Annotated in this window: 24 protein-coding genes and 1 pseudogene; 11 read left to right on the plus strand and 14 right to left on the minus strand. The window is 70.9% G+C overall.

The features are described from left to right. Nucleotide 1 precedes the first annotated feature (1 nt). Nucleotides 2–517, minus strand: coding sequence for a nucleoside 2-deoxyribosyltransferase (locus ACGFNI_RS18625; RefSeq protein ID WP_393685008.1), 516 nt, complete (start codon nt 515–517; stop codon nt 2–4). A 678-nt stretch (nt 518–1,195) separates the two neighbouring features. Here ACGFNI_RS18625 and ACGFNI_RS18630 point away from each other — a divergent pair. From ACGFNI_RS18630 to ACGFNI_RS18665, 8 genes are read left to right on the plus strand one after another with little or no spacing between them, the layout of a single operon-like run. Then, complete coding sequence (locus ACGFNI_RS18630; protein WP_393685009.1) at nt 1,196–1,465, plus strand: acyl carrier protein; 270 nt, start codon at nt 1,196–1,198, stop codon at nt 1,463–1,465. Continuing rightward, nucleotides 1,462–2,847, plus strand: a complete 1,386-nt coding sequence (locus ACGFNI_RS18635; protein ID WP_393685011.1) for an aminotransferase class III-fold pyridoxal phosphate-dependent enzyme — start codon at nt 1,462–1,464, stop codon at nt 2,845–2,847. Before ACGFNI_RS18630 ends, ACGFNI_RS18635 begins: the two co-directional genes overlap by 4 nt. Next, on the plus strand, nt 2,844–3,392 hold the full coding sequence (locus tag ACGFNI_RS18640; RefSeq protein ID WP_393685013.1) for an acyl-CoA thioesterase: 549 nt from the start codon (nt 2,844–2,846) through the stop codon (nt 3,390–3,392). The genes ACGFNI_RS18635 and ACGFNI_RS18640 overlap by 4 nt, the downstream gene beginning before the upstream one ends. Continuing rightward, complete coding sequence (locus ACGFNI_RS18645; protein WP_393685015.1) at nt 3,379–3,783, plus strand: 3-hydroxyacyl-ACP dehydratase FabZ family protein; 405 nt, start codon at nt 3,379–3,381, stop codon at nt 3,781–3,783. Before ACGFNI_RS18640 ends, ACGFNI_RS18645 begins: the two co-directional genes overlap by 14 nt. Then, nucleotides 3,777–4,886, plus strand: a complete 1,110-nt coding sequence (locus ACGFNI_RS18650; protein WP_393685016.1) for a beta-ketoacyl-[acyl-carrier-protein] synthase family protein — start codon at nt 3,777–3,779, stop codon at nt 4,884–4,886. The genes ACGFNI_RS18645 and ACGFNI_RS18650 overlap by 7 nt, the downstream gene beginning before the upstream one ends. Further along, nucleotides 4,883–5,401, plus strand: a complete 519-nt coding sequence (locus tag ACGFNI_RS18655) for a polyketide synthase (protein WP_393685018.1) — start codon at nt 4,883–4,885, stop codon at nt 5,399–5,401. Before ACGFNI_RS18650 ends, ACGFNI_RS18655 begins: the two co-directional genes overlap by 4 nt. Next, nucleotides 5,398–6,756, plus strand: coding sequence for a class I adenylate-forming enzyme family protein (locus tag ACGFNI_RS18660; RefSeq protein ID WP_393685020.1), 1,359 nt, complete (start codon nt 5,398–5,400; stop codon nt 6,754–6,756). Before ACGFNI_RS18655 ends, ACGFNI_RS18660 begins: the two co-directional genes overlap by 4 nt. Next, entirely contained in the window at nt 6,753–7,565 is an 813-nt protein-coding gene (locus ACGFNI_RS18665) for a TIGR03619 family F420-dependent LLM class oxidoreductase (RefSeq protein WP_393685022.1), read from the plus strand. Before ACGFNI_RS18660 ends, ACGFNI_RS18665 begins: the two co-directional genes overlap by 4 nt. A 34-nt stretch (nt 7,566–7,599) precedes the next feature. Here ACGFNI_RS18665 and ACGFNI_RS18670 read toward each other — a convergent pair whose 3' ends face one another. Further along, on the minus strand, nt 7,600–8,091 hold the full coding sequence (locus ACGFNI_RS18670) for a MarR family winged helix-turn-helix transcriptional regulator (RefSeq protein WP_393685244.1): 492 nt from the start codon (nt 8,089–8,091) through the stop codon (nt 7,600–7,602). A 219-nt stretch (nt 8,092–8,310) separates the two neighbouring features. Next, nucleotides 8,311–8,712: a nitrate reductase molybdenum cofactor assembly chaperone gene (gene narJ, locus ACGFNI_RS18675; RefSeq protein WP_393685246.1), complete on the minus strand. Its 402-nt coding sequence runs from the start codon at nt 8,710–8,712 to the stop codon at nt 8,311–8,313. A gap of 45 nt (nt 8,713–8,757) precedes the next feature. Here narJ and ACGFNI_RS18680 point away from each other — a divergent pair. After that, nucleotides 8,758–9,125 (plus strand): annotated as a pseudogene (locus tag ACGFNI_RS18680) (alpha/beta fold hydrolase); the annotation flags it as partial. Nucleotides 9,126–9,202: 77 nt separating this feature from the next. On the opposite strand, the gene ACGFNI_RS18685 reads toward ACGFNI_RS18680, so the two are convergent. Continuing rightward, nucleotides 9,203–10,339, minus strand: a complete 1,137-nt coding sequence (locus tag ACGFNI_RS18685) for a DUF4185 domain-containing protein (protein ID WP_393685024.1) — start codon at nt 10,337–10,339, stop codon at nt 9,203–9,205. Between the two features lie 246 nt (nt 10,340–10,585). Here ACGFNI_RS18685 and ACGFNI_RS18690 point away from each other — a divergent pair, with 246 nt between their 5' ends. Both ACGFNI_RS18690 and ACGFNI_RS18695 read left to right on the plus strand, forming a co-directional pair. Further along, the gene (locus ACGFNI_RS18690) at nt 10,586–11,041 is read left to right on the plus strand and encodes a PaaI family thioesterase (protein WP_393685026.1); all 456 of its coding nucleotides are present in this window, start codon (nt 10,586–10,588) and stop codon (nt 11,039–11,041) included. Between the two features lie 332 nt (nt 11,042–11,373). Further along, entirely contained in the window at nt 11,374–12,522 is a 1,149-nt protein-coding gene (locus tag ACGFNI_RS18695; protein WP_393685028.1) for an oxygenase MpaB family protein, read from the plus strand. A 103-nt stretch (nt 12,523–12,625) separates the two neighbouring features. On the opposite strand, the gene ACGFNI_RS18700 is transcribed toward ACGFNI_RS18695, so the two are convergent. From ACGFNI_RS18700 to ACGFNI_RS18745, 10 genes are all read right to left on the minus strand, one after another. After that, entirely contained in the window at nt 12,626–13,261 is a 636-nt protein-coding gene (locus ACGFNI_RS18700; protein WP_393685030.1) for a hypothetical protein, read from the minus strand. Next, nucleotides 13,258–13,992, minus strand: coding sequence for a MerR family transcriptional regulator (locus ACGFNI_RS18705; RefSeq protein WP_393685032.1), 735 nt, complete (start codon nt 13,990–13,992; stop codon nt 13,258–13,260). Before ACGFNI_RS18705 ends, ACGFNI_RS18700 begins: the two co-directional genes overlap by 4 nt. Nucleotides 13,993–14,076: 84 nt before the next feature. After that, entirely contained in the window at nt 14,077–14,481 is a 405-nt protein-coding gene (locus ACGFNI_RS18710; RefSeq protein ID WP_393685033.1) for a gas vesicle protein K, read from the minus strand. Then, nucleotides 14,471–14,719, minus strand: coding sequence for a gas vesicle protein (locus tag ACGFNI_RS18715; protein ID WP_393685035.1), 249 nt, complete (start codon nt 14,717–14,719; stop codon nt 14,471–14,473). Before ACGFNI_RS18715 ends, ACGFNI_RS18710 begins: the two co-directional genes overlap by 11 nt. After that, nucleotides 14,716–15,531: a GvpL/GvpF family gas vesicle protein gene (locus ACGFNI_RS18720; protein WP_393685037.1), complete on the minus strand. Its 816-nt coding sequence runs from the start codon at nt 15,529–15,531 to the stop codon at nt 14,716–14,718. The genes ACGFNI_RS18715 and ACGFNI_RS18720 overlap by 4 nt, the downstream gene beginning before the upstream one ends. Continuing rightward, entirely contained in the window at nt 15,528–15,971 is a 444-nt protein-coding gene (locus ACGFNI_RS18725) for a gas vesicle protein (RefSeq protein ID WP_393685039.1), read from the minus strand. Before ACGFNI_RS18725 ends, ACGFNI_RS18720 begins: the two co-directional genes overlap by 4 nt. Nucleotides 15,972–16,055: 84 nt before the next feature. Then, complete coding sequence (locus tag ACGFNI_RS18730; RefSeq protein ID WP_393685041.1) at nt 16,056–16,307, minus strand: gas vesicle protein GvpG; 252 nt, start codon at nt 16,305–16,307, stop codon at nt 16,056–16,058. Nucleotides 16,308–16,315: 8 nt separating this feature from the next. Beyond that, nucleotides 16,316–17,029, minus strand: a complete 714-nt coding sequence (locus ACGFNI_RS18735; protein ID WP_393685043.1) for a GvpL/GvpF family gas vesicle protein — start codon at nt 17,027–17,029, stop codon at nt 16,316–16,318. 3 nt (nt 17,030–17,032) lie between these two features. Then, entirely contained in the window at nt 17,033–17,488 is a 456-nt protein-coding gene (locus tag ACGFNI_RS18740; RefSeq protein WP_393685045.1) for a gas vesicle structural protein GvpA, read from the minus strand. Nucleotides 17,489–17,578: 90 nt separating this feature from the next. Continuing rightward, nucleotides 17,579–17,980, minus strand: coding sequence for a gas vesicle protein (locus ACGFNI_RS18745; protein WP_393685047.1), 402 nt, complete (start codon nt 17,978–17,980; stop codon nt 17,579–17,581). Nucleotides 17,981–18,567 lie beyond the last annotated feature (587 nt).

An 18,567-nucleotide genomic window follows, 5' to 3' on the forward strand; every position in this document is an offset into this window, starting at 1 on the left:
GTCAGGCCGCTGTCCTGGTCCGGCCCAGCGTCGCCAGCACGCCGTCGACCAGCAGTGCCGGGTCCGCGGCGATCTCCTTGGCGGACAGGAACGTGGCGTCGGCGACCTGGGCGAGCCCCTTGAGCAGGTGGCTGGCCGACTCGGCGAAGGGCTGGTCGGTGACGCCCACGATGGGGCGGCCCAGTGCGCTGGCCCACCCCAGTTCGATGTGCGTGCCATCCGTGCGCAGCAGAGTGCCGTCGAGCACCGGCAGCACCGGCACGAATACATCGCACTGGCGCATCCACGCGTAATCGCGCACGGACACTTCCTCGGGGGTGAACGAGGAGGTGTCGGCGCCGAACCGCTCGGCCACGTGCGCGGAAAGCACGGTGGCGCCGGCCTGCCGTGCCTGCTCGATGGTGAGGCTTACGCAGTCGCGGATCGGCGCCGCCATACCGCCGGGTACCAGGGCGTGCTGGATCGGGCCGCCGACGAACAGGGTGACGCCGTGCAGGGCGTCCGGGGTGACACTCATGACTTTTCGAGGCTCCTTCGAAAGAGTCTGCCGGCGACCGTGCAATCGGACGGACTTCGGCCACCGGAAAGGGGAAACGGGCAGCGCAATTGCCTGTGCGCTTGCGGTGAATCACAGGGGGAGCCCGGGTATGGGGCGCGACGGTTTCAACGGGGCACCCGGTTGCCTACTCGTCCCGCACTCCGCGTCCATCAGGTAGGCAAATAGACGGCCCGAGACTAGTCCGGGGCGTTTTGGCGTCACAAGTACCGTATCCGCCAAGAGGAGATGAACGGCAAACATCACATAAGGCGCATAGCGGTCAGCGGAAACCGCGATTCCGCCGCCCCGAAAAAGCGCCTCCACGGCCATTTCGCAGGCTTGCACGGCACCCGGAGGCGTCGCTTCCAGCCGTATTCACTGCGTTATGCGAACGGCCTGAACAGTCCAGAACTCGCGCGTAAAAGCCTTCGAGGCCCGATACTTAAAGATGAATGGCAAGTAAAATCGGAGGCCGCATTGACAGGTGCCAAAACCTCCTCTAGCTTCGATTGGCATGCATGACTGACGCCGCCATTTCCCGATCGGCGTCCGTTCATTTCCGGCCCATTTCACAGCCGCGTTCCCGTCCGCATTTACCGCGCACCGAAAACCCGGCCGTGGCCTTTCGGACAGTCCCGCCCAGAGGGGAAAGTTCTGGTGAACTCTTTACAGACCATCAAGCGAATTCTCAGCTCCGATGTACTGGTGGAGGTGCCGATCGACCAGATGCGGCTCGACGACAGGCTGCGCGAGGGCTACGGCATGGACTCACTCGGCTTCGTGGAGCTGCGCGTCCAGTGTGAGGAGGCATTCGGCATCGAAATCCCCGACGAGGCCGTCGCCGCCGGGGAGTTGACCACGCTCGGCGACGTACTCGCACTGGTCGAGCGGCTGTCGGGGGCCGGCCAGTCATCGGCCACCGCGTGAGCGCGGCACCGGCCGCCCGCGACGACCGCGCCGGGGATCCGACCGGTGTGCTGTCGCGCGGCGCGGACCTGCACCTCAACCACTACGGCGCTCCGCGGCTGCCGTTCGCCTGCGTGGGCGGGCGCGGCCTGGAACTCGATGTGGTCGACCTGAGCCCGGAAGGCCGGGGCAGGCGGCTGCGGCTGCTGGACGCCAGCGGCGGCTACGCCAGCGCGACGCTGGGCGGCGACCACCCGGTCCTGCGCGGGGCGCTGGCGCGCGGCACCGCGGTCGGCAACGTCACCGACGAACTCGGCTCCCTGGAGCGGGCGGAACTCCTCGACCGGCTCTTCGGGCCCGGCGGACTGTGGACCGGCCACTTCCCCGCGGGGCAGTACCACGTCAGCGGGCGCAACTCCGGCTCGGAGGGCAACGAGTTGGCGCTGCGGCTCGTGCTGGAGTCCCGGTTCGACGGCCGACGGCTGAAACACCGTCAGGGCAAGGAGCGGCGCGACACCATCCTGGCCTTCCAGGGCGCCTGGCACGGCTGGACCGGCGAGCTGGTGCAGCTGCTCAACCGCAGGCACTACCGGGCCGGTCTGCCCGAGCCCGACACCGCCGGCCCGTACGGCGTCCGGGTCGACCACATCCCGTTCGGCGACACCGACGCCCTGGCTGAGTACTTCGCCGCCTCCGCCGACCGGCTGCTGGCCGTGGTGGTGGAGCCGATCCAGGGCGACGCGGGCATCCTCCTGCCCCCGCCCGGCTACCTGCGCGACCTCTCACGGCGGTGCGCCGCCGACGACGTGCTGCTGGTGGCCGACGAGGTGCTGACGTTCGCCAAGACCGGCCGCTGGCTGGCCATGCGCGACGCGGAAGGACCGGTCCCCACCGACATCACCGTCATCGGCAAATACCTGGGCATGGGCACGGTGTCCACGTCGATGGTGATCGCCCGCAAGGAACTGGCCGTCCGCGCATCCGGCGCCGTGACCACGTCCGATCTACGGCCGCCGCACTGCGCGGTGATCCGTGACGGCATCGAGCACATCGTGTCCGAAGGGCTGCTGCGGCAGTCGGCCGACGTCGGCGCGAAGCTGGCCGAGCGCCTCGACACCGCCTTGGTGGGCGGCCACCCCGACGTGTTCACCGAGGTCCGCGGGGCCGGGGTCATGCTCGGCGTGGAGCTGACCTCCGCGGCGGCCGAGCAGCTCGGCACGCTGCGCAGGAAGCTGATCGATGCGGGCGTGTACGCGGAGTTCATGGCGGGCGCGGGGAAGCGGTCGGGCGACCGGCGCTACATCCATCCCACCCTGCGCATCGTGCTGCCGCTGACCACCGGCCAGGCGCAGGCCGACGAGATCGTGGACCGGGTGGCGGCAGGCGCCGGGTCGCTGTGGTGAGCGCGGGGTTTCGCACCCGGGTCGAGCACGTCGACACCGACGCGACCGGCATCGTGCACTTCTCCCGCTACACCTCACTGATGGAGACCGCGGGCACGGAACACCTGGAGGCGCACGGCGCGGGTCTGACCGCCTTCGGCGCGGCCGGTGTCGACCTGGTCGCCGCCGAACTGCGGGTGACCTATCTCCACAGCGCCGTGTACCGCGACGTGATCGTCGGAGACGGCCGGGTCGACCACGTCGGCGCGGCCTGGTTCAGGCTCGCGGTGAGTCTGCTGCGCGAGGAGGCGGACGGCATCCGTACCCCGCTGGTGACCGGAGCCCTCGTCTTCGCCGCCGTCGACCCCGACACCCGGCGCGCGGTGCCCCTGCCGGCGCCGCTGCGACAGGCCCTGAGAGGAATCGTCCCGGATGCGGCACACCAACGAATCGGCACCCCCTCCCGCGTCGGACCGCGTGGCGCGTCCGCTGGGCACATCGGCGATCGCCGCCCTGGTGCGCGGACGCCACCCCCGGCTGTTCATCGACCGGGTGCTCGACCATGAGCCCGGCGTCTTCCTGCGCAGCATGTTCGCCGTGTCGGCGGAGATGGGCGCGCTGTCCGGGCACCTGCCCGAGCGCGGCCTGACCCCGGGGGTGATCCTGCCGGGCAGCCACACCATGCAGGCTTTCGCCCAATCCGGCGTGCTGCTCTACCAGTTGAGCAGCGCCCCGCTCGCCGACGACGAGGTGACCCTGGTCGGCACGGTCAAGTCCCGCTTCCTCGCCCCGGTCGTGCCCGGCGACCAGGTCGTGCTCGACGTCCGCGCGGACCGGCTGTCGGGCCACACCTTCAGTTTCTCCGCCAAGGTGACCGTGGAGGGCCGTTCGGTCGCCGGGTTCCGCGGCGCGATGAGCCGGGCGAAGGTCGATCCGGCAAGGGCCCGGCCGTGGTGACCCCGGTGATCACAGGACTGGCCTGGGACACTCCGCTGGGCCTGGACCTGGACGCGGTGTGGGAGCGGCTGTGCGCGGGCGCATCGGGTCTGGCGCCCGTCGCATCGCCGCACCCGTTGCGCAACACCGCAGCCGCCGTCATCGATGCGCCGCCGTACGGGACTTCGCCGGCCGAGCGCCAGCGGCTGCTCGCCGCGCGTGCGCTGCGCGCCGCCTTCACGGATGCCGGCCTGTCCACGGCCGACCCCGATGTCGGCCTGGTCCTCGGCACCAGCTTCGGCGCCTCCTTGGACGAGGCGGAGCCGACGCTGCACGCCTGGGCCGACGACGCGGCGGCGAGCATCGGGCACCCCGGTACGCCGGTGTGTGTGATGACCGCGTGTTCCGCGGGGTCGGACGCCATCGCCATCGCGCACGCCCTGGTGCGCTCGGGCGAGCGGCGCGTCTGCGTGGCGGGCGGGGTGGACGTGGTCACTGAGGCGAAGCGGCTCGGGCATTCCGCGCTGGGCACCATGAGCCCCACCGCCCTGCGGGCGTTCGACCGGACGCGCGACGGGATGCTGCTCGGCGAGGGCGCGGCTTTCGTGGTGGTCGAGCACCCCGACTCCGCCCGGGAGCGCGGCGCCCGGGTGCATGCCAGGCTGCGCGGCACCGGCGCGGCCAACGACGCCGCCGGACTGACCGCACCCGACCCGTCAGGACGCGCCGTGGTGCGCGCCGTCGAGCGCTGTCTGGCGTCGGCCGGCCTGGCAGCCGCGGACGTCGCGGTGATCAACGCACACGGGACGGGGACACCGCTCAACGACGAGGTCGAGGCGCGCAGCCTGCGCGAACTGTTCGGCGCCGAAGGCCCGTTGACGTTCGCCACCAAGGGGGCGTTCGGGCACAGCCTGGGTGCGACCGGGGCCGTCGAGGCCGTCGCGACGGTGCTGGCGCTGCGTCACCGACGGGTTCCACCGGTCGTCGGGCTGCGCGATCCGGCGGCACCGCTGCGGCTGGCCACGGGATCGGCACAACCCGTGGGCCCCGGCGCCGGGTTGAGCCTGACGTTGGGCTTCGGCGGGTTCAACACGTGCCTGCTGTTCGAAGGGGTGAGGGAGTGACACAGGTGCCGCCTGGTGTGCGGGTGCTGGGTTCGGCGACGGTGGTCGTCGATGACCCGGCCGAGCACGCGGTCAACAAGCCGTCCTTCTATGCCGACCCGGCGGCCTGGCTGGTCGCCGAGACCGTGGACCGAGCGCTGGCGGACTGCGCCGAGCCGGTGCTCGACGCCGCCGACGACACCGGGATCGTGGTCATGAGCGCGAGCGGTACCGAGCGGACGATGCGCCGCATCGCCGGATCGGTGCCGAGATCCCGGGTGTCGCCGCTGCGCTTCGCCGGGGCGAATCCGGGGGTGCTGGCCGGGCTGCCCGCCCTGCGTCACGGGCTGCGCGGTCCTTCGCTGCTGCTGGCGGCGCACCCGGACCGGGTGGCCCCCGTGGCGTTCACAGTGATCGAGGGCTGGCTCGCGGACGGTCACACCAGGCACGTGCTCCTGGCGGGCCTGCAATCCACCGCGGAAGAGCGGCAGTTGTGCCGCTGCCTGGTCCTGACCGGCACCGGAGCGGACCGGTGACGGGCCTCACCCGGTCCGGGGTGGCCGACTTCCTGACCCGGGTCGCCGACACCAGGGCCGGTGGCGACGGCGGCGGGCCGGCCGGAGTCGACGACGTGCTGGACGACCTGGCCGGTCTTGGCCTGGCACCGGGCGACGCGGTCGTGCTCTGCCTGGCCAACGGGGCGGAACTGCTGCGCGTGCAGCTCTCCTTGTTGCTGCTGGGTCTGGTGCCGCTGGCCGTGCCTCCCGGGACGCCGTGGCAGCGGGTCCGCGCGCTGGCCGGGCACGTCGGGGCGGGTGTGGTGGTGACCACCCGGCTGACCGGGGCCGGGCCACGGACGCCGGTCGGCGACGCGTTCGCCGTGCCGACCGGACACCCCGCCACCCGGTACCGGCCGGGCGAGATCCTGCTGTCCACCTCCGGCACCTCGGGGATGTTCAGCGCCTGCGTGCACCGGGTGTCCTCACTGCTGCACAACGCCCGCCTGCACACCGGGGCCACCGGCATCACCGCGGCCGACACCCTGCTGGTGAACCTGCCGCTGTACTACTCCTACGCCCTGGTGGCGCAGGCGTTCGCCGCGTACGTGACCCGGGCGCGGCTGGTGCTCGACGGGCCGCCGTTCTCGCCGGTCGGGTACCGCGACACGATCGCCGCGCACGGGATCACCCACTCCTCGGTGACCCCGACGATCGCCCGCCAGTTGCTGGCCGACCCCGGACTCGTGCCGCGTGGCCTGCGGGCGCTTGCGGTCGGCGGGGACCGGCTCGCGCCCGCGGAGGTGGCGGATCTGCTGGCCGCCCGGCCGGGCGCGGAGCTGTACCTGACGTACGGGCTCACCGAGGCCGGGCCGCGCGTGTCGACGCTGGCCGCGCACGCCGAGCCCGCGCACCGGTACGGCTCGGTCGGCCGCACGCTGCCCGGGGTGCGCGCCTCGCTGCGCGAGGTCCGCGGCGGGGTGGGCGAGTTGCTGGTCGAGTCCGGCACGGTACTGCTGCGTCGGGTCGGACAGCACAGCGGGCGGTCCCTGCTGGGGCCGCGGACCATCGCCACCGGGGACGCCTTCTCCCTCGACGACGGCTATCTCACCTTCCACGGACGCCTGTCGGACTTCGTGGTGCTGCGCGGCGAGAAGGTCTCGCTGAACACCGTCAGACAAGCAGCACACGCCATTCCGGGGGTGGTGCACTGCGTGCCCAAGGTGGTGGACGAGGGCGGCGCGCAGGTGCTCGACGTCCATCTGTCGGTCACCGACCCCTTTCCCGGCGGGGAGAAAACGGTGCGGCGCCTCCTCAACTCCCAGTTGCTGCCCGCCGAACGCCCGCGCGCGGTCTTCATCTCCGCCGCCGACCCGGAGTCCTTCCGCAAATGACCCTTCGCCTCGGCTGTACCGTTCCGACGGCCCTCTCCCCCGCCGGACTGCGCGAGTTCGCGGTGACCGCGGAGCGCCTGGGCTACGACCATCTGTCCGTCCCCGAGCACCTGGTGTCCAGCGCTCCCGCCTACGAGAGTCTGACGCTGGTGGCGTTCCTGGCGGCGGTCACCAGCCGGATCGAGCTGGCCACGGCGATGACGATCCTGCCGCACCGCCCGGTGGTGCTCGCCGCCAAGCAGGCCGCACAGCTGGCCCACCTCAGCGGCGACCGGCTGCGTCTGGGTGTCGCCGTCGGATCCGACCGTGCCGAGTCCGCCGCACTCGGCGTCGCCCCGGAAGGCCGCGCGGCGCTGTTCGAGGAACAGGTCCGTGCGCTGCGGGTGCTGTGGTCACGTCCGGAAGCGGACTTCGCCGGCGAGCACCTCGCGTTCTCCGGCGTGACCCTCACCCCACGGCCCCACCCGATACCCCTGTGGATGGGCGGCGGCACCCTGCGCACCGGAGGCAGACCGCGCTCGCTGCGCCGGATCGCCGCGCTCGCCGACGGCTTCACCATGTCCGGCCTGCTCGCCGACCGGGTCGGCCGTGGTGCCGCGCTCATCGCCGAACTGCGTGCGGCGGTGGCCGAAGCGGGTCGCGATCCGGCCGCGTTCGGCGTGGAAGCCCGGCTCCGGCCCGCCCCCGGCCGGCCGGACACCTGGCGCTCCCGCGCCGACGCCTGGCGGTCCGCCGGCGCCACCCACCTCACCGTCACCACCGACGACCTGTCCCTGCTGGCCCCGCTGCACGCGGCGGTGACCGGATGACGCGCCCTTACGGGACGGCCGTGGGAGTCGTACGTCAGCACATCCCGGGATATGGCGGCTCCAGGGGACCGGCCGCCGGCTCCTGCGCGGCTTCCGTCAGCGCCCGCAGACCGAGGACGAGGCCGGAGCGGACATCGACGGGCAGCCGGCTCACCAGCGCGGCGATCTCGCGGTGGCGGTACTCCAGGACGGTGCGGACCAGCTCGGTACCGGATGCGGTGAGGCGCAGGACGACCTCTCTGCGGTTGTCGGGGTTGATCCTGCGGTCGACGAGTCCACCGCTTTCGAGCCGGTCGACCATCCGCAGCGCCGTCGAGGCGTTGACCCCCAGCGCGGCGGCCAGCGCGGCGAGCTTGGCCGGCCCTGATCCGTCGAGTACAACCAGGGCCCGGAGTTGAGGCAGCGTCAGGCTGCTGCCGACCTCGGCGAGCGCGCGGGCCGACAGTCCGACCAGGAGCCGCGATGCGGCCATGACGGTCTCGGTGACCTCGTCCGTCTCCTGGGCGAGCACCGTCCCTTCGGCCATCTCCCCGTGCTGCGGCGTACGCGGTGTGCGGTGGTTCGTCCCGCTGTCCATCGGTGCGGCCCCTCTCCCCTGTCCAGGACACCCTCTTCATTGCACTCTGCAATGTTACCTTGCGGTATCCATCGGGTTCCCTCGCGGGGCGGAACTGCCCGCCACCGTGGCGACCCCGGGCCAGGACGAGGTAGGGCAGCACGCCCCACAGCGCGATCCGGACGTGCGTCACCTGCGGGCTCCTTGGTCGTGCGGTCCCGGCTGCGCGGGATACGGATCCAGGCCCACGGTCTCGGCCGGCGGCCCGTTGCGGGTCAGCTTCAGTGCCTCCTCGCGGCTGGCGGGTGCGTCTCCCGGGAGGCAGCGGCAGACGGCCTGAAGCAGGTCGGCGTAGGGACTGCGGTGGGCGACCAGGGCGCAGCGGAGGGCTTCCAGGGCGGGCCGGTACGCGGTCAGCAGGGGGACGCCGGCCTCGGGGCTGCGGGCGGCGAACTCCAGCATCAGGGGCAGGAAGTGGGGCAGTTCGTCCTCGGGCGGCAGCCAGCCGTGGCTCCGGTAGCGGGCTTTGATGCGGGCGAGTGAGTCGCCGCGGCGGCGGGTGTCGCCGTCGGTGTAGTACGTCAGGTACAGGCAGCGTCGCCTGCTGCGGTCGAAGGTGGCGACGTAGCGGGCGGCGAGCGCGAGGGATACATCGCAGCGGCGGAGCGGGAGATCGTGTGGGCTTCCCGGCGTTACGGCGACCCCGCAGTCCTTCGTGAGACGGCCGCCGACAGCTACGACCGCGCCTACTGCCCGGCCGGAGCCGGGCGGCAGCTCGGAGCGATGATCCTCAGCGGCTCACGCGCGGACGCCTTGCGCACGCTCCGGACGCCGCCCCTGGTCATCCACGGTCTGGACGACACGCTCATCGACCCCAGTGGCGGGCAGCGCACCGCAGACCTGGTGCCCGGAGCGAAGCTGATGCTGGTCCCGACATGGGTCACGACCGTCCCCGCGAACTCCGGCCCGAGATCATCGACGCCTTGGAGGCACATACCGACTGACACGGCGCGGGTCAGTACGCCTCGGTCGCGGACGGACCGGGCGCCGCCCGAGAACGGCGCCCGACGGATGCCCCGGCTCAGGACAGCATGTTGACCTTGTACTGCATGAACCGGTAGTTCTTCGGGTCGTACCACTGGCTGACGACGATGTGGAAGTTGCCGAACGTCGAGCCGGGGACGACGAATCCGCCGTACGGGCTGGCGACGAGGTTGGCCGCCTCCTGGCCCGGGGCGCAGGGCAGGATCATCGTCTGCTCCAGCGTCTTCGTCAGGTCCGACGTCGGGAGCGGGAAGACCATCGCGCGGATCGAGAGCGCGTTCATGTTCAGCCAGGTGAGGACGTACTTGCCGTCCATGGCGCGGAAGCAGATCTCGCCCCACTTGCGGGTGCCGAAGACGGTCGTCGGGGGCGCGCCCCACCGCCAGCCGCCGTCGGCGTAGCCCCACGGCTCGTAGGCGTCCGCGTTGCCGAGGCTGTCCTTCCGCACCCGGTGCAGCAGCATCCCCGACTCCACCTCGCGGTTGAAGACCGTGGACAGGACGTAGCAGTAGCCGTCGTCGGCCACCGCGTACGTCTTCTGCTGGAACTGGCCGCCGTGCAGGTCACCCGGCCACTGGCACAGGTACTCCCAGGTCTCGCCGTTGTCGGTGGAGCGCCAGAAGTCCGTGTGGTGGGTGTCGTAGATGACGCCGCGCATGAGGTGCATGTACATGACGCCGTCGACGACGAACACGTCGGACGGGATCGCCGTCGTGGCCTTGTCGCCGACCGGGTTGTGCGGCTCGTCGACGAGGCTGTTGGCGTGGCCGCCGCCGACGCTGCCGTCGATGCGGAGGTTGTTCAGGTCGGCGCTGCCGGAGCGCAGTCCGACCGGGGCGCGCCAGTCGTCGGCGGGCTCGCCCGGCTGCGGTACGTGGTCGCCGTTGAAGGTGTCGCCGCCGACGAACAGCATGGTGCCGTCCGGACACAGCGCGGGAATGCCGAGGTCGGTCCACGGTGAAGCGAACGGGCCGGTCTCGGCCGGGCCACTGAGGTTCTTCACCTTGGTCGCGAGCGTCGGGCTGGTCGGGTCGTTCGGTCCACCGGCCACCGCCACCCCGGTACCCGAACCGACGACTCCGGCCCCCACGGCGACCCCGATGCCGGCCTTGAGGAGCTTACGGCGGGAGTACCCGCCGGGCGCCGCGTCCGTCTCACCCGGTATACGCGTCATTCCATCCATACCTTTCAGATTCGGCCCGGTTGTCCGGTTGTCCGGAAGAAGCCCTCGGTGCCGCTGCCCTTGGCGAGGGCCGTGAGACAGGATCCGTCCTTCTGCGTACAGCGCGGGTGGTTTCGCAGAAATCCCTGAAGGACCGTGACCGGGCTCCGGTGCCATGATGATCGTCATCGGCGCGTGCCTGCCGCTGGAACGCCTGGCCGACCGGCACTCCGCCCCGCCTGCCACGAAGGAGAGCACATGGACGACCGGTCACCGCAGGAACAGGCGAGCCCCGAGGTGCACAGGCGCATCCAGGCGAGCTTCGACCGCCAGGGGCTGATGAGTCACCTCGGCGCCCGGATATCCCACATCGGTCCGGGCCGCGTGCACATCGTGCTCCCGAGCAGGCCCGAAGTGACCCAGCAACACGGGTACTTCCACGCCGGCGCCACCAGCGCCATCGCGGACAGCGCGGGCGGCTACGCCGCGTACACGCTGTTCCCCGAGCACACCGAAGTGCTCACGGTGGAGTACAAGATCAACCTCCTCGCGCCTGCCGTCGGTGACCGCATCGAGGCGACCGGAACCGTCCTGAAGTCCGGTCGCACGCTGACCGTGTGCCAACTGGAGGTGTTCGGCGTCCAGGACGGCCAACGGAAACTCGTCGCCAACGGGCAGCAGACATTGATCCGGGTGAACCTGCCGGAGCGGTGAGCCCGCGGCTGTCATCGCACCGGACGGCTTTCGTCACCCGCGTGCAGCCCGGTCCCTCATATGGGTTGTTGCGGGTGCGTTGCGCCGCGGAACCGGCCGCGTCCAAGAGATCTTGTCCGTGCGGTTCCGGGCCTGCTGCGCGTCGGCGGTCCCGCTCCGGCACGGCTGCCCAACCTGGCCTGTGTCAGGGGTTGTTGGGATATCTCATGACCATCAGGAGCCGCCCGTCGCGAGAGGCGCCCGTGTCCTGCCGTCCGAGGCCGTGTGCGGTGCGTCGATATCTGTTCCGTGGAGGTGAAGTCTCCACGGAGAAATGGAGTCCTGTAGTGCCATTGACGGCTGGATCTATCGCGCCCGAGCTGGAAGCGGCGAACCAGGTGGGTGACCCGGATGCCGACGCACTGGTGTCGGACCTGCTCGACAACGGCGAGGTCGACGGGGTCAACGCCTTGTTCCGCACGATCGGGACCTTGAAGCCGCATCAGGACTTGTCCCACCTCCCGGAGCGTTTGCGGGCGTTCCTCGACGAGGCGTCCGCCCCTCCGCCGGACTGGAGCGACGCGGACGTGAAGGCCGCGGAGGGCTTCTTCGCCCGCCACCACGGCGAAGTGTCCATGCTTCAGGGCACCGTCGGACTCATCGGTACCTACCTCTCCCCCACCGGTGCCTTCACCCTGCGCTCCACGGGCCGGCTTGGCGGTGTGGAAGGCCCCGGCCGGCGGCTGTCGCAGTCGTCCCGGCTGTTCCTCGACATGGGCAACAAGGACGCGATGCGGGACGGGACGCTGGCCGCGAGCGTCACCAAGGTGCGTCTGGTGCACGCCTCGGTACGGCAGTTGCACAAGAAGAGCGGTGAGTGGGACTACGAGAAGTGGGGCGAGCCGGTCTCGCAGAAGTACACCACCGGCGCCGCCTGCGTCTTCAGCACCCAGATCCTCCAGGCCATGAAGCACCTCGGCCTGGACGTCTCCCGCGAGGACGCCCGCGGCTTCGTGTGCGCCTGGCACTACGTCAACCACTACCTGGGCGCTCCGGAGAAGTGGCTGATCCCCAAGGACGCCGACGAGACCGAGCGGATGTGGAACGCCGAGCGGGACAAGGAGTGGCAAAAGAGCGACGACGGCGTCTTCATGACGCAGCAGGCCGTCAAGTTCTACGAGCAGTTCCTGCCGCCGGGGGCGAGCGACGCGTTCCTCGCCATGATCCGCGTGGCGCTCACCGACAAGTACGCGGACATGGCAGGTCTGCCCAAGAGCCTGCTCGCCGAGGCCGGCAAGCCCCTTGCCGCGGGCCACGGCGTCGTCAGCAGCCTGGGCGGGGGCCTCTTCGGAGGCGCCGCCGAGAAGACCGTGGGGGTCAACCCCTACAAGGACCTCATCGGAGTCGCCTCCAAGGCGTTCAACGGCGCGGAACGGTACGCGCTCACCCACGAGCAGGACGACCAGCCGCAGATGCACCAGGACCTCCACGACAACCGCTGACATCGGCGGTTCCGCAGCCGCGAGCCGGCCGGCGGACCGCTGACCGCTGAGGAACCAGCGTGCCCCGGGCCCGGAACTCCACGGGCCCGGGGCACCTGCGCGGTCAGGCCGGCTGCCGGAGCGCACCGACCAGTGCGCGCGGGTCGTCGGCGTGGAAGCGGATCGTACGGGCCTCCCCGCGTGCGCCCAACGGGCGGGTGAAGGGGAGCGGCCGGTTCAGCTCCAGGGTCACCGAGGTCTGGCTGCCCACGATCAGGTCGAGCACCCCTTCATCGGAGAGGCTGACCAGGCGGCCCTCGGGGTAGCGCCGGTCGACCCGGACCGAGGCGACCGCGTCCGGCGGTACGGAGAGGTCGAAGAGTGCTCCGTAGCGGATCCTCAGGGAGCCGTCGGGGCGCACGACGTGCGGCCTGGTCACGCAGGCGGCGTGCAGGGCGAGTACGAGCAGGACGCCGTACAGGTCGAGTACCAGGACCACCCGGTGGACCGTCGGCCAGGGAATGAGGAAGGCCAGGCCGACCGTCTCGATCAGCGAGACGAAGAGCAGCCCGTACATCATCGCCGTCTGGGGTCCGGTGTATGCGGCGGCGAGGTCCCCCGGGCGCACCCCGTGTTTGCCGCGCAGGACCCATCGCCCCAGGGAGGCAGCCGCGCGCAGCTCGTTGAGCAGCAGGCGGCGGGCCACCCGCGGTACCACGACCCGTGCCGCCCGTACACGTCTCGATCCGGCATCGCTCATCCTCGGCCCCTCGCCAGGAACGCCTCCATGAGACGGCGGACGACTTCCGCCTGCGCGGGGGCGTGCTCGGCGAGCAGCGCCTCCTTGAATCCGGCCACGACCGCGCCGTCGGCGGGGATCGCGGCGAACACCTCATCGGGGACGGCCGCCATCAGGTCCGCGGCCAGGGGTGCGATCCGCGGGTCGTCGGCGGGGGCTTCGGCGAGTGCGTCGAGGCGCTGGTACAGCGTGAGCATCGTGGGATCGGCGGCCAGCGGCCCGAGCATCCTGTAGAGCTCCCGCCCTCCGGTGCCGGGGGCGTCGAGCAGTGTGAGGTACTCGCGGTCCATCGCCGCGCTCGGCGAGTCCGTCTCGGGGGCCCGCGCCAGCAGCGCGGCGAGGGCGGGCGAGACGGGTCCGCACGCACCGGGCGGCTCCGCGAGCAGGGCCCCGAGCCGGCGGCGGCGCTCCCGGATGGCGGCCTCCTGGCGCGCCAGATCGGCGTCGAGTTCCTCCAGTACGTCGGCCAGTTCGCGCCCGGCGTCGTCCGCGAGGACGTCGCGCACCTCGTCGAGGCTGAGGCCGAGTTCGGTGAGGCGGCGCACCCGGGCGAGCAGGACGGCGTCGCGGATGCTGTAGGCCCGGTATCCGTTGGGGCGCCGCTCCGGTTCCGGGAGCAGCCCGACGTGGTGGTAGTGCCGGATCGCCCGGGTGGTGAGCCCGACGAGCGCGGCGATCTCTCCGATTCGCATGCCCTCAGTAGAAACCTTGCCGCTGCGTCAAGGTCAACGGTGGCCCGCTTACCGGGCCTCTGTCGGACGGCAGGATCGCCTCGCTCATTCGGGGGGCGGCAGCAGAGTCCCGAGAGGGCCGAGGTCCAGGTTGAGATCCCGCATGGACAGGTCGTACCGGGCGCAGAGTTCCTGCATGCGCTCGTGCAGAATCATCAGCGTGGCTCCCAGGCGCTCCTCCTGTTCCTCGGTGAGGTCTCCCGCGTCGACCCGTTGCAGGGCCTGGCGCTCCATGAGTTGGCGCAGCAGCTCGACAAGGGTGAGCACGAGCTTGATGAGGTCCCGTTCCACCGTGTCGGGATCGGTGCTGATCCGGTGGGCCGGCCTCCGTGTCCCGCCGCTGTCCGCAGGCGGGACGTCCTGCGGCGCCGCGGGCAGCAGCCGGAAGGCCCTGGCGACCGCGTCGGACACGTCGTCGAAGCGGTCGGCCCGAGCGTCCTCATGCGTCATGGTCGGTGTCCACGGGCGGTGGGAGCGCGCGCCAAGGCGAGGGGTTCTGTTCGCTGATGGACACGATCAGCGCGCGCAGGGAGATGCGTACGAGGTCGATGTCGGCGATGGAGAGCACGATATCGCCGGTCAGCACCACGCCTCCGCTGAGCAGCCGGTCCAGCAGGTCGATCAGTGCGATCTGCCGTTCCGGCAGCGGTGCGTCCGCGGTGGCCGGCGGCCCGTCCGCCGCTCTCACGGCGCGGCTCCCCTCGCCGGTTCGGGCTCGGCTGGGGTGGCGAAGGAGTACGGGGCCCAGGGCCCGGTGACCTCGATCCGCACCCCGGTGAGGCCATCGGCGACCGCCGTGACGTCGGTGCGGAAGTGCCCGGCGTGCCGCTGTGCCACCAAGTAGGCGTCGTTGATGACGTTTTCGCCCGGCCCGCGGGCGAGTTCGCCCTGCTGAGGCCGGTGTTGGACCCGGTCGACCGCGTAGCGGCGGGCAGCGGCCTCGACGCGCCGGGCCGCCTCTTCGGCGTCCCGATAGGCTTCATCGCGGACGTGTCGCTGCGCCCTGCGGCGGCTGAGGTACGCCCGCCCGGGGCTCATGCCCGGGTCGGTGGGCGCCTCCGCGGGTGGTTCGGTCGCCGCAGGTGCGTCGACGTAGATCTTGACGCCCCACTCCTCATGGTCGGCCAGCGTGGCGATCCGGTCCGCGAACGCCTCCCGCCGGGCCGCCAGCATGAGCCGTACCCGCTCGTCATCGAGGTAGACCGTGGCCAGACGGAGCGGCAGGACAGTGGTCCGGGCAGCCAGCGCCTCGATCACCCGGTGGTGGGCGCGGGCGACCGATTCCAGCCAGTCCAGGTCCTCCAGGTGGGCACGCAGCGCGGCCTCCCGGAAGTCCTGCTCGGGTACCGGGCTCACGGCGACCACCACCGCTCCGCTGTCACGCACCAGATGCACCGGCGCCCGAGCCACTCCTCTGAGCTCGGAGAGCGCTTCCGCCAGCGATCCGTCGACGTCCCGCGCGATCGCATACGCGTAGCTGACGGTCCCGGTCCCGGTCATGACTCGTCCCGCTTCTTACTGCGGGCTCTTGGCCCGGCCCGTTCGGCGCGTGCGGCGGGGCGGGGCGCGGCGCGTCCGCTCTCCTCGTCGTCGGCGGGCGGCAGTTCGCCGCTCTCGCGCAGTGACGCGATCTCGGCGCGCAGCCGCCTGTTCTCGTCGGCGAGTGAGCGGTAGCCGTCGGAGGCATGGGACGAGAGCGAGGGGTCGTGCTCCCACCAGTCGATGCCCATTTCCTTCGCCTTGTCCACCGAAGCGACCAGCAAGCGGAGCTTGATGGTGAGCAGTTCGATGTCCAGGAGGTTGATCTGGATATCGCCGGCGATGACGATGCCCTTGTCCAGCACCCGTTCCAGGATGTCGGCGAGATTGGCCGACGAGCCCTGGCCGTACGCGGTCCTGGACGGGAGGTCGCCGAGCCTCCTGGCGACGGGTTCGTTCACGGCCTCTGCACCTCGCTTCCCTGGTGTCCCGGCGCCTCGGCGGGAGCACCCGGTGCCGCTCCGCCTCCTCGGCGGCGGTCTCCCTCAGCCGTCGGCGCCCTGGATGTGGGCCCTGATCTCCTCCAGCCGGTCCAGCAATTCGTCCTCGCGCCGGTCGAACGTTTCCTCATCGATCTCTCCCGCCAGGAGCGCCCGTTCGAGCTCGGCGAGTTCGCGCTCGACGGGTGCCGGGTCGTAGTACTCGTTCTCCGCCGTCTCGACCACGCGCTCCATGACCCAGGCCACGCCGCGTACCGGGGCGAGCGGGAGGGTGGCGAGATGATTCAACAGGCCCATGAGAAGTCCTATACGAAGCTGTAGGCGGGGAGCGGTCCGCGCAACCGCAGGTCGAAGTCGCGGCCCAGTTCGTCGGCGAGGTGCTTCTCCGCGGTGCGGAAATCGTCTTCGCTATCCCGCTCCACCAGGAAGGACACGCTCAGGAAGTCGTTCCCCGACGGCTCTGCCACGCGTTCGTCCCGGGTGCGGCCACGCAGCGCGTCGAGGACCGAGACGGCGAGCCGTTCCTGGCGGTCCTGCACTTCCTTGGCGATGAACTCGCCCAGGGCGAGCGGCAGATCCGGGCTGCCACGGCCGCTCTTGATCTGCTCGTTGAGCTCGCGTGCCTCGTCCGATTCCCGCAGGATCCGACGCAGCATCGTCTCCTCGTCCTGGGCGGCCTTCAGGTGGTACTCGACGCAGCCCTCCAGGTCCTCCAGCCGTGCGGTCAACTCCTCCGTGCGCTCCTCCAGCACCGCCACCACGGCGTCGTCGTCCGTTGCCGTGAAGCCGAACTGCAGCGGCAGAACCGTGCCGTCGGACATCAGGCGTTCCTGGACGGCCTGATGGGCGCCGAGGTCGCGGCGTTTGGGGCGGAGGTCTTCCGGGGCGTCGCTGACGACAGCGGAGAGCTTGTGGCTCTGTACGGTGCGGAGGGCGGACGGCGGATTCCCCACGCCGTCCAGGTCGTCCAGGCGCTGCGGATGAGCGGTCGTGACGATGGAGTAGACGTAGACGGCCATGGCTCATTCCTTTCGGTGCCTCACCGGCCGACGAGCCGGGCGCTCCCGCTTTCCGACGGGTTCCTTGTGCCTGTCCTCGTTCTCCTCCTCGTCGTCTCCCCCTCCCCTGACGGCGTCGGCCACCGCCTCCGCCGCTCCGCTCAGGGCTCCCTTGGTCTTGCCGTGCGAGCCGCCCTCGGTGATCTCGCCGACGATGTCCGTCAGCTGGTCGGGCTTCTTTTCTCCGGCTTCCAGGTCGAGGCGGTTGCATGCCTCAGCGAAGCGCAGGTAGGTGTCGACGCTCGCCACGACGATGCGGGCATCGATCTTGATGAGTTCGATGCCTACCAGTGACACCCGTACGAAGACGTCGATGACCAGGCCACGGTCAAGAATCAGATCGATGATGTCGTAGAGGTTCCCGGAGCCGGCCCCGCCGCCCCTGGACATGGTTCCCTGGCCTTGCGGCACCACAGTCACGGTGCCTCCCTTCGCCGACCCGCTCCGGTCCGGGTGGAGCGGCCGTGTCGTGCGCGTGGCGAACGGTGCTGCAGTGGCATCCCAGGGGCCCTAGGTGTGCGAGTCGACCTGCCCTCGGGTGTAGCGGCGGATGCGTTGATACGCCACCAGTTCGCCCTCTTCGTCCAGCGTCACCCGGTAGCTCGCCATCACACTGGTGGTTCCGGGGACGCGTTCCAGTTCCAGGACTTCGACGTCCGCCTGCCAGCCGTCCTCCGTCGGGTTCATCGCGGAGACGGACTCGGGGGCTCGCCCCAAAAGTTCCTGGAGCTGTTCCACCGCGTACCGCATGGCCCGCGGCGCCGAAACGCGGCGGGCCGCGCGCTTCGTCTCACCCTTGCTCGTCCGGCTGCCGTCCCGTTCGGTACGGGTTTTCCCGCCGGTCTTCTCGGCCGGCTTCTTACCGGACGGAGACCGGACGCGCGCTGTGCCGTCATCGTCACCCGCGGCCATGTTCCTTCTCCTCAATCGGAGACGACATGCTGCCCGCGCCACATTCAGAAGGCGCCATTACATGATATACGCCCACGCAAATCGCAACGTGGCCGCGACAGCCCGTGCAACGGCCCTTTCAGCAGGTGACTCCGGTGACGCCGGAGTACCGCGTGCGTCGACGCGCAGGCGATCAAACTGCGTCGTGACACCTGGCAGTGGGCGGCCGGGGTCTCGGGCGGTCAAGGCCGCGGTCGTGGGTGTTATGGCGTTCGGCGTGCTCCCCCGCCGGCCCACGGCACGGGCGCCGCCGCCCTTTGCGTCCGCAGCGCCCGGGTGCGCAGGGCAAGGAGCGCCTCGAACCGGAAGCGCGGTCGTCGAACCGTTCGCCGGAGAGCGTCCCCTGACCCCGCTCCGGTGCGAAGACCGATGTTCCAGTCGCACGAGGTGGCCGCGCGCAGCATCCGCGCGGCCGTCCCGGCGTCTTCGGCGAGCCGTCCCGTCGGCCAAAGAACTGCGCCTCTACGCGTAAGGATCAAGGTCGCTCACCGCCGTCCGAGGGGAACATGCATCGGCGCACCACAGTCGGATCGCCACAGTCCACGTCG

Source organism: Streptomyces sp. NPDC048644, assembly GCF_043199105.1.
Taxonomy (GTDB): domain Bacteria; phylum Actinomycetota; class Actinomycetes; order Streptomycetales; family Streptomycetaceae; genus Streptomyces.

What these genes read in the sequence shown, in the direction of transcription:
- ACGFNI_RS18625 (WP_393685008.1), bottom strand. Translation starts at nt 517, where the DNA reads ATGAGTGTCACCCCGGACGCCCTGCACGGCGTCACCCTGTTCGTCGGC.
- ACGFNI_RS18700 (WP_393685030.1), bottom strand. Translation starts at nt 13,261, where the DNA reads ATGAGCGATGCCGGATCGAGACGTGTACGGGCGGCACGGGTCGTGGTA.
- ACGFNI_RS18745 (WP_393685047.1), bottom strand. Translation starts at nt 17,980, where the DNA reads ATGGCCGCGGGTGACGATGACGGCACAGCGCGCGTCCGGTCTCCGTCC.
- ACGFNI_RS18690 (WP_393685026.1), top strand. Translation starts at nt 10,586, where the DNA reads ATGGACGACCGGTCACCGCAGGAACAGGCGAGCCCCGAGGTGCACAGG.
- ACGFNI_RS18705 (WP_393685032.1), bottom strand. Translation starts at nt 13,992, where the DNA reads ATGCGAATCGGAGAGATCGCCGCGCTCGTCGGGCTCACCACCCGGGCG.
- ACGFNI_RS18685 (WP_393685024.1), bottom strand. Translation starts at nt 10,339, where the DNA reads ATGACGCGTATACCGGGTGAGACGGACGCGGCGCCCGGCGGGTACTCC.
- ACGFNI_RS18730 (WP_393685041.1), bottom strand. Translation starts at nt 16,307, where the DNA reads ATGGGCCTGTTGAATCATCTCGCCACCCTCCCGCTCGCCCCGGTACGC.
- ACGFNI_RS18670 (WP_393685244.1), bottom strand. Translation starts at nt 8,091, where the DNA reads ATGGCCGAAGGGACGGTGCTCGCCCAGGAGACGGACGAGGTCACCGAG.
- ACGFNI_RS18710 (WP_393685033.1), bottom strand. Translation starts at nt 14,481, where the DNA reads ATGACGCATGAGGACGCTCGGGCCGACCGCTTCGACGACGTGTCCGAC.
- ACGFNI_RS18665 (WP_393685022.1), top strand. Translation starts at nt 6,753, where the DNA reads ATGACCCTTCGCCTCGGCTGTACCGTTCCGACGGCCCTCTCCCCCGCC.
- ACGFNI_RS18720 (WP_393685037.1), bottom strand. Translation starts at nt 15,531, where the DNA reads ATGACCGGGACCGGGACCGTCAGCTACGCGTATGCGATCGCGCGGGAC.
- ACGFNI_RS18735 (WP_393685043.1), bottom strand. Translation starts at nt 17,029, where the DNA reads ATGGCCGTCTACGTCTACTCCATCGTCACGACCGCTCATCCGCAGCGC.